The following is a 14289-nucleotide window of genomic DNA, read 5'->3' as shown; positions in this document are numbered from 1 at the left end:
TTTACTTTTATTTTGCATGTGCAAAATTTGAAAGTCTTGCAGCTTTCTTTTCTTTCTTTTTTATGACAATTCCAACTATTGAGCAAACTATTATAACCACTGCTAACGGCGTATAAAGGTAATATGTAAAGCCAAAAGTATAATTATCTGAAGGAAGTGCATGACGGCTTACTGCGTCATAATTCATAAGAAGTGATGCAGCTGCCAAGATGAGTGCAAATACAATATTTGCAACAGGCTTATTTAAAAGCGTAAACAATAGTATAAGAAGTATAGATGCGATTAGTGCAATTATGAGAACAACATTTATTATTGCTTCATTCTTGAGCCAGTCATTTCCATGAGAATTATTAGCAAGGCAGAAATATAACCTAAGATTTTCTAACATCGATAAATCGACAGCGTCAATATTTTTAAAACCTATTTCTTTTGCAAACAAGATGTCTGGATTTGATGTCAAAAAATTCCTGTATTCTCCGTACGATGAAGAATATGGCAGAAGCAATCCAATTAAAGCAATGCCGCTAAAAATAAGATTAACAATCTGGTGAATTTTTATTTTTTTCATATTTTCCTACCTATAAGACTATTTAGAGTTGTTAATTTGTTTTTTTGTTTCAATATTTTATCAGTAAGATTTAAAATTTGCCGCAAGGTAGTGATTAAATGATGATAGTCGGTGCAGAAGCAAGTGAGCTTTGAGTATTCTTTGAATATTGAGGTATTGCGCCGATCGCAATTGGGCCAGCAATTGAGTTGATAATTGGGCTATCAATTGAAATAAAATCAAGCAATTAAGAATGCGGAATATTGTAACTAAAGCGATTATGCTATTGCAGTAGAGCTATTTGCAATAATGCTGTTAGCAGTAATGCTATTTGCGATTATTCTGTAAATTTCATACAAGGAGTAGGTATGAATAAAGCCCTTATTAACATTGATTATACGAATGATTTTGTGGCAAGCGATGGCTCTCTTACTGTGGGCGAGCCTGCGCAAAAGCTCGAGAAGCGTATTACTGAGATTTCGCAGGAATTTCTTGACGCCGGTGAGTTCGTGGTTTTTGCGATTGATACGCACCATTTGAACGATCCGTATCATCCTGAAACTAAGCTTTTCCCACCTCACAATATCGCAGGAACTCACGGCCAGAAGTTATATGGCGCGCTTGGTGATTTTTACGAAGCAAATAAAGATAAAAGCAATGTTTATTATATTCATAAGACTCGTTACTCGTCGTTTAATGGCACGGATTTGCTGATTAAGCTTCGCGAACGTCACATTGAAGAGCTGCATTTGGTGGGAGTTTGCACGGATATTTGCGTGCTTCACACTGCTGTCGATGCGTATAATCTTGGATTCAAGATTGTGGTTCACAAGGATGCCGTTGCAAGCTTTGATCCTGCAGGTCACGAATGGGCTTTGCGCCACTTTAAGACTTGCCTTAATGCGGATATTGTAGAAGGCTGAGAATTTTAGCTAAAAATATTTAAATAATTATTCAATAGTTATTGAGAATAATAGGCGCTGGTTGCTTTAAGCTGCCAGCGTTTTTGTTTATTCGGAGTGTCGACTTGCTATTAATGAGAATCATTATTATTATTAATAGACGTTGTTAAAAATCTTCCATAATTATTTGCGAAAAGAAGAGCGCATATAACGATAAGAAGATGAAGTGTAGAGAGCGAAATAGTAATTATGACTCAGGTCATTAGGAATATTGTGAAACGTGCTTTTGCAATGGCAAGTGTTGCAATACTTGCCATTGCCGTGCTCGCATCAGGATTTAGTGCAGCTTTACCGGCAGTTGCATTAGAAAATGGTAATCCTGCTGAAAAATACGATCCTACAAAAAAGGAAGTGCTAAATCACGGCCATACAGACGTGTTTTACCCAATTCAATACAATGGTAAATTCATTATGGCCGTCGAAAAAGACGCTGCTACTTTCTTAAAGCCTGAAAACACTACTTTGCGCGTAGCTAAAAGCACGTACACTACAAAATCGCAACTTCCTGCTCTCGCTACTGAATACTACTATCTCGATAGTTCCGGAAATCAAAAAGGGAACCCTCTTTTCCCGGGTTGGGACACAGGTTATGCTGCATCTTTAGTTGGCGCATCTCACGCAGATGATGCAACAGCAGATATTGCAATTCAGCAAGTTACTGGACCAATGAACGGGCGCATTCTGCTTTGGACTACCGATGGCATTGGAAAAAATTCGAAGAAATTATCATTTGAAGAGAATGATTTAGACGACGAACCTGATACTGATGGCAGTCGATTTATGCTACCTGGCGTAATTCACCAACATACTGCTGGCCACGTGCATGCAAACTGGGGATTTACGCAGCCTGGCGTTTACAAGCTAAAAGTAGCAGCAACTATTACAAATAAGAACACTAAGAAGCAGATCACAACCGAACCTGCAGAATACACTTTTGAAGTAGAAGATACATATTCAGGCGAAGTACCTGCTTCTGGCATTACGGAAACGCTTGATTTGCACCGTCGCGGTGATTTTATTAATCCTGACGATGATGAAGAAGCGCACGAAGCTTCCAAAGATCATAAAGACACAGATAAAGACGATGGCGGCGATATGCGCATCGGCAATATTCGTGATTCCGGGCCTCATCCGCATTATCATTCATACGAAGGTTATGGTGGTTTAGACTTAAAAGTAGTTAACAAACCAAAGGGTGCTCGTATTGAGTGGAGATATGTGCGTGCTGACGAAGGTCCTGACGCGTATGGAACCACTCTTTTTGCTGAGAGATTGCAGCTTCCGGCTGAGCCTGCAATGAACAAGATGAAAGTGTATGCTCACGCAACTGAAGGTGAAACGCAAGTTGGCAAAGATACTGCGTCTGCAACCATCGCCGTTGAAGATCACGGTGCCGACGGACATCCTGTAGTAAAAGCAATTGCTCCTTATAAGCGTTTCAAACCAGGGGATACTTTACACGCGAAAACAGTATTGCTTAACCCTCATGTTGCAACCGACGGTGTTACCGGTGCGCCAATTGACGATCCGACAAGTCCAGTAACTTCCATTGTCAAAGATTATGTTTGGTTGATGAAAAAGGAAGGAGAAAGCGAATTTAAGCGCATTCCGGGTGCTGCAAGCAGCAAGTTGGAGCTAAAACTTGATGCGTCAATGCAAGGTGCAACGATTCGTCCTTCCTTAGTTTTAAAGAACGGTGAACTTTACCGTAATAAAATGTTTGATGAGTTTTGCGATTATGTTATTGAGATGAAAGGTGTTCCTCACTCTCATAACCATGATGGCGATGATGATCAAAGTGGTTCTGATTCTGAAGATGATGAGAACCCTCACGGGAAAAAGCACCATGAGAAGCGTCATAATAAGCGCAAAAATAAGACTAAGCATTTCGCTGGTGGAAAGAACTTTTTGAAAGGCGTATTCGGCGGTGCTGCAAATTCTGGACTATTCGGATCTAGCTCTAATGGTGGATTCCAATTCGAATCTAATTTCTTTAAGAAATCCAACAGAAAATTCAAGCGCACAAAGAAGAATCGCAATAAGACTAACCGCACTAATCGTAAGAATAATTCTAAAAATAATACGCAAAGTGGTGCTAGTTCTGGTTCTAGTTCTTTTACAAGAACAGAAAATTCAAGCGGAACATCGTTACATAATTCATCGCGACGAACTTCTGGCGGAACTCATACTAAGAACAAGAGTTCTAAGAAAAGTGGACAGACTATTCGTAATTTCGTAAGAACAGATAATAATTCTGGTAATAAGTCCAAAAATAGTTCTGTCAATAACTCTGATTTTGTTAAGAATACTGAACACCATGCTTTGCAAGGTGCAAGGCAATACAACGAAGAATCTGATGAAGCGTATGAAGATGATTCAGATGATACAAAAGGTGATAGTTCCTCGACTAAGTGGGTTGCGGTTGCAGCTTCAGGTGCGAGCGTCGGCTTATGCACAATAACTGGTGCATGCGGTGCTTTGGTACGTCCTAGATTGAAATTGTTGTAAATAGTATTCGTATTATTACTAGAAAGTTTAAATGATGAATTACAAACAAAATGAAACATTGCAAGTAAAACGAAAGCATGCATATTCTACTGCGTTGCTTGCGCTCATATTTTCTTTAGTAACTTTGGTTGCATCTTTATGTGCACCAAATCCAATGCAAGAAACTGCTTATGCCACTGAAGGCAATCAGCCAGTTATGATTCAAGCAGGTCATGCTGATTTTGGACCAACGCTAATCGACGGCAAATGGAAATTGAAGATTCGCGATGATACTGGTGATGAACCAGTGTGGCGAGACCCAGAAAATGTGGTATTTAAATTAGGTGGCAATTCAATAATTCCTATGCCTGATGACGCTGCCTACAGTTTTATTGGCGAAAAGCCTGGAACGAAGCTGTATGTTATTCCACAAACTCAGAATCCTGATGTGCCGTGGCTTGGTTGGAATACGCAGGAAGGTGGCGTGCTTAACGAGCTCGATCGTGGTGCAAACCTTTCGCTTGAAGGAGTAAGTGGTCCAGGCAAATTGCATGTTTACTTAGAAAATGGCAATAACAATCCACAGCAGCTTTGGGATAGTACTAAAGGTTATCCGCAAAACAGCTGGATTGAAACTAACGCTCATACTCACGTGAATTGGGTGTTTTCTAAGCCTGGAATTTATCATGTGAAGCTTACTTTTTCAGGAAAGCTTAAAAACGGACGCGCTGTAAGCGATACGCGTGTTCTTAATTTTGCAGTTGGAGATAATACCGATCCTAATGCTGCTTTAGGTGCGGGCGCTGCTGCTGGAGCAAGTGGCAGCGAAGGCGACGAAGAGGATCAAGATGAAGAAGACAACGATGAATCCACAAAAGATGAAACTAACAATCATCACAAACTCCTTCGCAACCAGCATAAGCATTCTCACAAAGTATCTGAAAAAAGTGATGATACAGCTTTAGTTCTTCAAATTGTAGGTATTTTTGTGGCTATTATTGCCGTAATTATTGTGATTTTTGTGCTAATAGTTGTAGCTAAAAGCAAGAAAGCACGAAATCTTGCGCTTGCTAAGCAAGTTTCTGCACAAGCTAATCAACAGTATGCAAATAATGCAAATTTTGTGAATAATGCAAATGGCGACAGTACTTTGTCAAATCTAGTGCGTGATCAAGAAACGACAGTGATGTCACCAATTAATAATTCTCAATATTCTCAATCAGACAATATGCAATCTGATGGTACCCAGTGGAAATAATGGTGTGACGAAAATGGTTCGTAATAGTATAAAGAAACTATCTCGCGCTTTGTTGGTGGGCGTGTGCTTGTGTGGCATGATGATGGGAACTCCCGCAGCTTTTGCTGACAATGGCAGTGACGCAACTGTTGTAAGCGGAAAGAAATCTTCTAAAGATTTTGACGCAATAAAGCAAGCTAATTTTAAAGCGTGTACGGCTGCTCGCTTAGATAAAACTGCTTCACAACCTGCGGCTGATAGTAAAGCTGTAATGTGTCACGCGTATAAAGGTCATGCTGATGTTTTTGCAACTTTCTTTGATAGTGCAAGCAAGCGCATAGTATTAGGCACCTTGGGAGATGCGTTTGAAAGTGAAGATCATGATGGCACTCGTTACGATACGAATCGACTTATTTTTGAAGTTGGTTCTAAAAATATCATGCAGCTTTCCAAAGATGAGAATGATCCGATAATAAAAGAAATCTACGCAACAACTCGCGAAGGTGTAGTCTGGTTCTTTGATCAATCTGGAGCTGGAAATACTGGTGCATTATGGCCTGGTTTAGATACTAGACCGTTATATGAGGGAGCTGGTTCTACAAAAGTTAACCCAACAGTCAAACTGTCATTAACTGGTATCGAAGCACCCCACAACGGCGAAGTTTTTATGTATACTCGCAGCGGTGACGATTATGAGAAAATGCTTGGTTCTGTTGACGGATGGCCGAAAGATGTTGACATCACTGAGACTGGTGGCAAGCATTCTCACATGTATTGGTCTTTTAACCGTCCTGGTGTGTACAAGTTAAAAATGAAGGCTACTACTACCGTTGGTGACGAGGAGCAAAGTTCTGAGCAAGTCTATACATTCCACGTCACTAATCATGATGTAACAGCTGGGGATTTTGCTGATTATGATGGCGCATCTTTTGATGGTGATGAAGATGGTGAAGATGACGAAGAAGATTCAGATGATAATGACGATTCTCAAAGTGAGGATCACAGTATTAATGTGCAACAAAGTAACGGATCTTTCTTCATTAACGGTAACAACAACACTGTGTATGTGACTCCATGGCCTGGAGCAAAAATGCAACAACAAGGACTTCTTGGAAGTAATAGAGGACTTTTTGGAAGTAATAACGGTGGTCTTATTCATGGGGAACATAACGCGAAAAGCGGAAAGCAAGATTCTCAAAGTCAGCAATCTACTTCGACAAAGTTCAAAGACATCAAGGGTGACAAACTCGTTATAGACCACGGTCATGTTGATATTGCTGTATATACTGGCGATTCAAATAAAGTTGATATGGCTGTGCAAGAAGATGTGACAGGAAGCCACGTCTTTAGAGACCCGGATACAGTTGTATTCGCAGTTGGTGATGCTGGTAAAACTAACGGCGTGTATCGTATACCGCAAACACAAATTGATGGTGTGCCATGGATGGGTTGGAATAATCAGTCTATGAATCCTCATAAGCCAACTCAATTGAGCCTAACAGGAGTTGAAGGTCCTGGAAACGTACGCGTTTGGATGTTTGGAGGTTTGGGCGGCGGAGATCAAGAGATTTTCTCCACTCAAGGAGCAACAGATTATACAATACCTGCAAATACGCATGCTCATGCGAATTGGGATTTCGACAAACCTGGATATTACACATTGCAATTCCAAGCTTCTGACGGAAATTCTACAGTAACTCGCAATATTCACGTTGCTGTTGGTGTAGATCCACAAGAAACGCCAATGGGCTCTGCTGGCGGTGTTGAAAACAATGAAGAAAAGGACACCAAAAGCAAAAAAGGTGGACCTTCTGCACCTCATAATCCAGCAAAACCTGCTAATTTGCCTCATTCTGGCGGCAATCATGGCAGCCGTGGAATCGGTTTTGTCGGTGGCGGAAATTCTTTTGTTGGTGGTCGTGGTTTTGGATCAAATAATTCACACTCTGGAAAACAATTGCCAAGAAAAGCTAAAAAGCATAAAGGTCTTGTTTCAAAAATTAGTAACAAGAGGCTTGCTAAAAGTTTGTACCGACAGAAGTTGAACGATAATGACGATGTTGTGAAGTCTGAAGCAAAAGGTGTAACAGGATTATTTAAGCGAAATCCTTTACTTGCTTATTCGCTTCTTGCTGGTGGAATTATTGCTGTGCTTGGCGTTTTGGGTGCAGGGATTTGGTATCTCTACAATCGCGGACTTATTAACTTCAACTGGCTGTTGCGCTATTAGTAGTAGGAGTGTGTAAGGGTGATTCATAGGCCCAGAAGAGTAAAGCAAACTTTGTTTTCTTCGATTGGTGCAATTGCAGTCGTCGCGCTTATTTTGCCGCTTTCTGCTTGTGGTAGTGCTAATGGGAATCGTGCAGGACATCGCGATGGTCGCATTAATGTAGTTACAACTACAGGCGTTTTGCGTGATATGGTGGCGAATGTAGCAGGGGATGCTGCAAATGTGAGTTCAATCGTACCTGATAATGCAGATCCGCACTCTTACGAGCCGCGATTGCGTTCAATCAGAGATGTTGTGTATGCGGACGTGGCTTTTAGTAATTACATGATGCTTGAGGAGCATGGTGTTATTACTGCTTTAGATGCGAATTTGCGAAAAGGCGTGCCGAATGTGCAACTTGCTGAAGAAAGCGTGAAACATGCGGCGGATATTATTCCAATGGTCGAAGATGTGTCGTTGGACACTATTTGGCTTGGTCTTGCTACAGAACGCCAAACTTCGCAGCTGGTTGAAGAAGCTAAAGATGCTAAAGAGCAGCAAAAATCTGAAGAGAAATCTCAAAAGAAATCTGATAAGTTGCAGTCTTCGCAATCTTCGCAGTCTTCTCAAGTTTCTCAGTCTTCGCAATCAAACGCGCCTTCAACTGTAACGAAAGAAGGACGCGCTACTGTAATAAAGCCAAAAGCATACAACATGAAGCGTTCGGACAGGATCCGCTTAACTGCAACTAAAGTAACTGGTCCTGGTTCGCTTTTCGCTTACCTTACTGGCACTTTTGGAAGTGTAGAAACTTACGTTAATTCAGCAAACGGAATTAACGATGAAGATCATGTGGATTTGCCTGCGGACGCGCACACGCATTTAAGTTGGGCTTTTAGTAAGCCAGGAGAATACACTCTCGGTTTTCACGCAGATATGCTCAATGCTCAAAACGAGAGGGTTGCAAGTTTAGGAAACGCAACTATGCGTTTTGCTGTTGGCATTAACGCGCAGAAATTAGCGAAAAAGCGTGGAGCTAGTGTAGTTTTGAATCAAGGCCATGCAGATTTGGCTTACGATTTAGCTAAACGCGGATTTTTGTACAGAGTTGACACTTTGCAAGAAAAGCGGTCGGTTGCGCCAAAGCGCGTGTATTATGAGCCGCGAGATGTAGTAGTAGAAGTGCCGACTAATGCTTTAAAAGAAATTCCAGCTGAACAAGGCTATAGATTCCTTGGATTTGCACGGCAGAAAATCTATCAACTTCCACAAGCTGTTCTTGGAAAACATGTTCACGGAGATATTGATCCGCATTTATGGCAGTCAGTGAAAAACGGAATTGCTTATGTGCGCACAATAGCTGACCGCTTGTGTGAAGTCGATCCTAAAAATGCTCGCAAATATCGCGCAAATGCGGACCGATACATTAACAAGCTATTAGATGTAGACGCGTATATGAGGCAAAAAGTGGCGTCAATTCCAAAAGAGCGTCGCAACTTGGTTACAACGCATGACGCTTTTGCATACTTAGGTAAAGCTTATGGCGTAAATATTGCGGGATTTGTAACAATCAACCCTTCAAGCGAGCCAAGCGTGCAAGATAGGCGCAGACTTTCGCAAATTTTGCGCGACTTGGAAATCCCTGCAGTGTTTTTAGAGCCGAATTTAATTTCTCGCTCGTCTGTGCTTAAAGAGCTTGCGTCTGAAGCGCATGTGAAAGTTTGCCCAATTTATGGTGACGCTTTCGACGCAAATGTGCGAACTTACGCGGATATGATGCGAGCTAACGCGGATTCTTTAGCGAAATGTTTGAAGTGAAAGTGTTAAAGGTAGTAAATATGGAAGAAAATGCAGTAATTTGCGCAAAAAACTTGAATATTTCGTACGGGAATCGCACTGTTGTAAAAGACGTTTCTTTTACCATTAATAGTGGCGAATTTGTGGGATTACTTGGCGCAAACGGTGCCGGTAAAACAACGCTATTTCGTGCAATTATGGGTTTGATTCCACATACTGGAAAACTCGAAGTGCGTGCTCCTCATATGGAAGGTGCAAAACTTAATTCTCGCGTATCTTACGTTGGGTATGTGCCACAACGTCACGATATTGCGTGGGATTTCCCACTTTCTGTTTTAGATGTAGTGATGATGGGTAGGATTCGTCATATTGGTTACGTTCGCCGCGCTAAAAAAGAAGATTACGAGATTGCATTAAACTCGCTTGAGCGCACAGGAATGGCTGATTTCCAAGATCGCACGATTGGAGAACTTTCTGGAGGCCAGCGGCAACGCGTGCTTGTTGCGAGAGCATTGGCTGGAGAGCCGCGTTTGCTTTTGCTAGACGAACCGTTTACTGGACTCGATATGCCTACTCAGGAGCTGCTTACCGATTTGTTCTTAAAATTGTCTGCTTCTGGTGAAGCAATTCTCATGAGTTCGCACGATATTATTGGCTCAATTAACTCATGCTCGAGAATAATGCTATTTGATGGCACTATTGTGGGTGACGACGATCCGCAACATTTGCAAACAGAACAGTGGGTACGAACCTTCCACGTAGCTCCGCAAAATCCGCTTATTAAAGCAGTTGAGCGCGTAATTGGTAAGGAAAGTGTGGTAAAAGAGTAATGTTATCTCCAATAGAATTTATACAAGATTTAACAAATCCTGACCTTTGGTTTTTGCTAAAAGCGCTTATTGTAGCGTGCCTTTCTAGCGTAATTTGCGGTGTAGTTGGATGCTATGTAGTGCTTAGAGGAATGGCGTTTATTGGAGATGCTGTAGCTCACTCAGTATTCCCAGGACTTGCTATAGCCTTCGTATTGCAAGGAAATCTGCTATTTGGAGGAGCACTCGCAGGAGTTGCAACCGCGCTAATCGTATCTATTTTTAGCCAAAACCGTAGGCTTCGCGAAGACTCATTTATTGGCGTATTTTTCGTATCTGCTTTTGCTCTTGGAATTGTGATTATTTCTAAAGCATCTGGCTACGCTGGATCCTTAGAATCCTTCTTGTTTGGCTCGATTACAGGTATTCCTGATTCAGATATTGCTGTTGTTGCTATTACTGGTTTGATTATTTTGGCTATATTATGCATGTTCCACAAAGAGCTTGTTTGCGTATCGATGGATCGAGAAACTTCGCGCGCAATGGGATTGCCGGTTGCATGGCTAGATGGAATGTTGTACGTGTTAGTGGCTATCGCTGTAGTTGTTTCCGTGCAAATTATTGGAAACGTGCTTGTGCTTGCTCTGCTTGTGACTCCTGCTGCAACTGCGCGACTGCTTACTGATCGGCTATCTAGGATGATGGTTTTAGCTCCTGTTATTGGTTGCGTTTCTTCGATTGTTGGAATGTATATTTCGTGGAGCTTTGATACAGCAACGGGCGGAACAATTGTGCTCGTAGCAACCGCTCTCTTTGTGCTCGCTTGGGCGTGCTCTCCTAAACATGGGTTGATTGCAAAAGTAGGTCGCAGCGTAGGTTTATAGCATGCTGCACAATAGAAAGCATGGTATCAAAAGGAAAACCTTCGCCAAGAAGCGCAGTAAGACCACTCAGTGATGAGCAAGTAAAGCTTTTAGCAAGTAAACACAATTTAGTTGACCCAACATATTACTATCCGACAGGAAAACGCAAGCCAAATCAGGTAGAAATTGACGCGCAAAATCCTAAAGCCGCCGAAAGACTGCTCGAAGGAACGTCGCGCGTATTGCGTTCGCGCTGCAAAGTAAAGGCGTGGGGATTGGAAAACGTGCCAGAAGAAGGCGTGTTTATTACAGCTTGCACACACGTGACGATGTTTGACGTTTTCATACCTATGACTGCACTATTTCACCAAGGTCGTCGTCCGCGCTACATGGCAAAAGCGGAACTCGCTCACTGGCCAATCTTAGGCAAATGGTTCCAGCTTGTAGGCATGCAGCCGGTCCCGCGCAGAAGCGGAAGAGCGCGAGAAATAGAAGAAGAATCTATTAAAATCCTCACCAATGGCAGACCTTTAAGTGTATGGCCTGAAGGAACAGTTACGCGCGATCCTAAAAAATGGCCTATGAGCATGAAGCCCGGAATTGGTATAATTGCTCTCGAAGCATCGCGCAGACTCGGACATCAGATTCCGCTATTTTGCGCGGTTACATGGGGTGCGGCAAGCATTAACCATTGGTGGCCGTGGCCAAAGAAAAATGTTGTAATGTGCTACGATACCCAACTCGATTATGCTGACTTGCTAAAGGGGAGTGAAAATTGGGGAGAGCTACCTCCTCTTGAATCTGCTGAAGAGTTGGCTCGTCGCGTGCGTGTGCGTATGACGCAGATTATGGAAGAAATTCGTGGAGAAAAATCTCCTGCAGGATACTTCGATTACAGGCAGATGAAACGCGTTACGGAAGAATAAAAAATATACAGAAGAATAAAATAAAGTATCTTTTAAAAATCCCGTAAAGCGGCATGTGTAGAATTATGTAATAGTGTGATTACAAATAAATAGCTATACAGTAGCTTATAAAACTCACAACCGAAAGGCAGGACGTAAAACATGAACGTTACGGTGTTGGGTGCTGGTGCTTGGGGAACTGCGTTTGGACAAGTACTTGCGGATGCAGGAAATCAAGTGACAATGTGGGCAATAGAGCCGGAAATTGTTGAAGGAATTCGCGATCATCATCATAATGGCGTGCGCCTGCCTAGCGTAGAAAAACTTCCAGAAAACATGACTGCAACTGGGGATCGAGCAGAGGCTGTTGCGAATGCGGATATTGTAGTCGTGGCGATTGCGGCACAGTTTGCTCGCGTTGCGTTGGAAGGTTTTGTGGGTTTGATTCCACAAAATGCGATCGTTGTTTCGCTTATGAAAGGCATTGAGCGCACAACCGGCAAACGTATGGATGAAGTTGTGTGCGAAGCTTTGAACTTACCGCGTAACCGTTTTGCTGCACTTTCCGGACCAAACTTGAGCAAGGAAGTTGCATCTCGCCACCCGGCTGCAGCAGTAGTTGCTTGCGCAGAAAAATCTCAGGCAGAAGTAGTTGCAAAAGCATGCTCAAACAGCTACTTTAAAGCATTTGTGTCAACAGACGTAATCGGCGTAGAAATGTGTGGCTCGCTTAAAAACGTGGTTGCGCTCGCAGTTGGTATGGCCCGAGGCGCAGGATATGGCGAAAACACGGCGGCTATGATTGAAACGCGCGGTTTGGCAGAATTGACGGCATTGGGCGTAGCAGAAGGCGCAGATTCGCGCACTTTTGCAGGTCTTGCTGGCTTTGGTGATTTAGTTGCAACTTGTGGATCTCCTCTAAGCCGCAACTATACTTTCGGTGCAAATCTTGGAAAAGGCATGAGCGTTGAAGAAGCAACTGCCGTGAGCAATGGTGTTGCAGAAGGCGTGCCAACCACAAGTGCAGTAGTTGCAATGGGCAAGCGTTTGGGTGTTGCAACTCCGCTTGCAAGTGCAATGGCTCGCGTGCTTGAAGAAGGAATTTCCTGCCAAGAAATGCTCGCAATGCTTTTCGACGACGACGTTTGCGAAGAGTAAGTAGCGTTTGCGAAAATAATCAAAACTAATCCAAAATAATTAGAATAATTCAAAAATATATAAAGGAAAAAAATGACGAAAAAGCGTGTAGTGTTCTTGTATGGCGGTAAGGCAGACGAACATTCGATTTCTTGCATATCTGCTGCTGGAGTGCTCAGTGCTGTAGACGAAAATCGTTTTGACATTGTGCGGATCGCAATCACAAAACAAGGCGAATGGATTGTTGGTGGTGAAGATCCTCGTAACTTCCGCATGGAAGAAGGCGAGTTGCCAGTAATCACAAAAACCGCTGGAACGCGCGATGTTGTGCTTGACCCTGCAAAGGGTGCAGACGGATTCTTGGTGCGAAAAGCGGACGACACGCTTGAAAGTTTAGGTCATATCGACGCTGTTTTCCCAGTTCTTCATGGTCCAAACGGTGAAGATGGCACTTTGCAAGGTTTGCTAGAAATGATGCAAGTGCCGTACGTCGGTTGCGGAGTGTTGGCTTCGGCTGCATGCATGGATAAATACTACGCAAAGCAACTGTTTAAGGCTGCCGGAATTGATGTCGCTCCAGGAATTGCGTTGGATGCTAGAAAATTTGCAAGTGACTCGACGAATCGCTTTGCTGCGTACGCAAACGAAATGCTTGCGCAAGTTGAGGCAGCAAAACTCGAGTATCCGCTTTTTGTAAAACCAAGCCGTGCAGGATCTAGTTTTGGCGTAACAAAAGTGGAATCGCATGATGCTAAGGCTTTAGCACAAGCCGTTTTTGAAGCTTCGAAGCACGATTGGCGAGTGCTAGTAGAGCAAGGAATTAACGCGCGCGAGATCGAGTGTGCGGTTCTTGCAGCTCGCGATGGCGAGGAGCCGAAAGTAAGTTTGCCAGGTGAAATTGTGTTAGACAAGCGTCAGGCTGGCGAAGATCAGTTCTACGATTTTGATAGCAAATACATGGATTCCGCGGCTTCGCACGTGGAAGTTCCAGCAGATCTTCCTGCGGAAACTTTGGAGCTCGTGCGTAAAACAGCGCTCGCAGCATTCAAAGCAGCAGACGGTAGAGGATTAAGCCGTGTTGATTCGTTCGTGACTCCTGAAGGTCATGTGATGATCAACGAAATCAATACAATGCCTGGGTTTACGCCAATCTCCATGTATCCAAAAGCTTGGGAAGCAACCGGAATAAGCTATGGCGATTTAATTACGAAGCTTATTGAGGGTGTGCTTAAGTAAGTGTGAATAGTGCGAGTAGCGCAAGCAGCGCAAACGTAGCACACGTCAAATAAAAAGCGAAAAATCACGATAAAGCGTAAAGAATAACAAAAGGAATGAG

Annotated in this window: 11 protein-coding genes; 10 read left to right on the top strand and 1 reads right to left on the bottom strand. The window is 42.9% G+C overall.

Annotated features, from left to right (window positions below; translation table 11 throughout):
• Positions 1-7: 7 nt before the first annotated feature.
• Entirely contained in the window at positions 8-568 is a 561-nt protein-coding gene (locus DOD25_RS04740; protein WP_112928818.1) for a hypothetical protein, read from the bottom strand.
• A gap of 347 nt (positions 569-915) precedes the next feature.
• Here DOD25_RS04740 and DOD25_RS04735 point away from each other — a divergent pair, with 347 nt between their 5' ends.
• From DOD25_RS04735 to DOD25_RS04690, 10 genes are all read left to right on the top strand, one after another.
• Positions 916-1470, top strand: coding sequence for a cysteine hydrolase family protein (locus tag DOD25_RS04735; RefSeq protein ID WP_004106205.1), 555 nt, complete (start codon positions 916-918; stop codon positions 1468-1470).
• 228 nt (positions 1471-1698) lie between these two features.
• Positions 1699-4017, top strand: a complete 2319-nt coding sequence (locus DOD25_RS04730) for a choice-of-anchor M domain-containing protein (RefSeq protein WP_112928817.1) — start codon at positions 1699-1701, stop codon at positions 4015-4017.
• Between the two features lie 34 nt (positions 4018-4051).
• Positions 4052-5254, top strand: a complete 1203-nt coding sequence (locus DOD25_RS04725; RefSeq protein WP_112928886.1) for a choice-of-anchor M domain-containing protein — start codon at positions 4052-4054, stop codon at positions 5252-5254.
• 13 nt (positions 5255-5267) lie between these two features.
• On the top strand, positions 5268-7463 hold the full coding sequence (locus DOD25_RS04720) for a choice-of-anchor M domain-containing protein (RefSeq protein ID WP_112928816.1): 2196 nt from the start codon (positions 5268-5270) through the stop codon (positions 7461-7463).
• A 51-nt stretch (positions 7464-7514) separates the two neighbouring features.
• On the top strand, positions 7515-9260 hold the full coding sequence (locus tag DOD25_RS04715) for an anchored repeat ABC transporter, substrate-binding protein (RefSeq protein ID WP_217428718.1): 1746 nt from the start codon (positions 7515-7517) through the stop codon (positions 9258-9260).
• Positions 9261-9280: 20 nt separating this feature from the next.
• On the top strand, positions 9281-10069 hold the full coding sequence (locus tag DOD25_RS04710; RefSeq protein ID WP_162720539.1) for an anchored repeat-type ABC transporter ATP-binding subunit: 789 nt from the start codon (positions 9281-9283) through the stop codon (positions 10067-10069).
• Positions 10069-10932 (top strand): anchored repeat-type ABC transporter permease subunit, encoded by an 864-nt coding sequence (locus DOD25_RS04705; protein ID WP_064340515.1) that lies wholly within the window; start codon positions 10069-10071, stop codon positions 10930-10932. The genes DOD25_RS04710 and DOD25_RS04705 overlap by 1 nt, the downstream gene beginning before the upstream one ends.
• Before the next feature lie 20 nt (positions 10933-10952).
• Positions 10953-11837, top strand: a complete 885-nt coding sequence (locus DOD25_RS04700; protein WP_004106219.1) for a lysophospholipid acyltransferase family protein — start codon at positions 10953-10955, stop codon at positions 11835-11837.
• A 141-nt stretch (positions 11838-11978) separates the two neighbouring features.
• Complete coding sequence (locus DOD25_RS04695) at positions 11979-12974, top strand: NAD(P)H-dependent glycerol-3-phosphate dehydrogenase (protein WP_004106227.1); 996 nt, start codon at positions 11979-11981, stop codon at positions 12972-12974.
• A 72-nt stretch (positions 12975-13046) separates the two neighbouring features.
• Entirely contained in the window at positions 13047-14189 is a 1143-nt protein-coding gene (locus DOD25_RS04690; protein WP_004106228.1) for a D-alanine--D-alanine ligase family protein, read from the top strand.
• Positions 14190-14289 lie beyond the last annotated feature (100 nt).

This window comes from Gardnerella leopoldii (genome assembly GCF_003293675.1).
GTDB lineage: Bacteria > Actinomycetota > Actinomycetes > Actinomycetales > Bifidobacteriaceae > Bifidobacterium > Bifidobacterium leopoldii.
Note: the sequence above shows the minus strand (reverse complement) of the source record. Positions and strands in the feature narration are given on the sequence as shown.

Excerpts from the sequence above, each read along its gene's own strand:
- DOD25_RS04740 (WP_112928818.1), bottom strand. The coding sequence starts at position 568 with ATGAAAAAAATAAAAATTCACCAGATTGTTAATCTTATTTTTAGCGGC.
- DOD25_RS04735 (WP_004106205.1), top strand. The coding sequence starts at position 916 with ATGAATAAAGCCCTTATTAACATTGATTATACGAATGATTTTGTGGCA.
- DOD25_RS04730 (WP_112928817.1), top strand. The coding sequence starts at position 1,699 with ATGACTCAGGTCATTAGGAATATTGTGAAACGTGCTTTTGCAATGGCA.
- DOD25_RS04725 (WP_112928886.1), top strand. The coding sequence starts at position 4,052 with ATGAATTACAAACAAAATGAAACATTGCAAGTAAAACGAAAGCATGCA.
- DOD25_RS04720 (WP_112928816.1), top strand. The coding sequence starts at position 5,268 with ATGGTTCGTAATAGTATAAAGAAACTATCTCGCGCTTTGTTGGTGGGC.
- DOD25_RS04710 (WP_162720539.1), top strand. The coding sequence starts at position 9,281 with ATGGAAGAAAATGCAGTAATTTGCGCAAAAAACTTGAATATTTCGTAC.
- DOD25_RS04705 (WP_064340515.1), top strand. The coding sequence starts at position 10,069 with ATGTTATCTCCAATAGAATTTATACAAGATTTAACAAATCCTGACCTT.
- DOD25_RS04700 (WP_004106219.1), top strand. The coding sequence starts at position 10,953 with ATGGTATCAAAAGGAAAACCTTCGCCAAGAAGCGCAGTAAGACCACTC.
- DOD25_RS04695 (WP_004106227.1), top strand. The coding sequence starts at position 11,979 with ATGAACGTTACGGTGTTGGGTGCTGGTGCTTGGGGAACTGCGTTTGGA.
- DOD25_RS04690 (WP_004106228.1), top strand. The coding sequence starts at position 13,047 with ATGACGAAAAAGCGTGTAGTGTTCTTGTATGGCGGTAAGGCAGACGAA.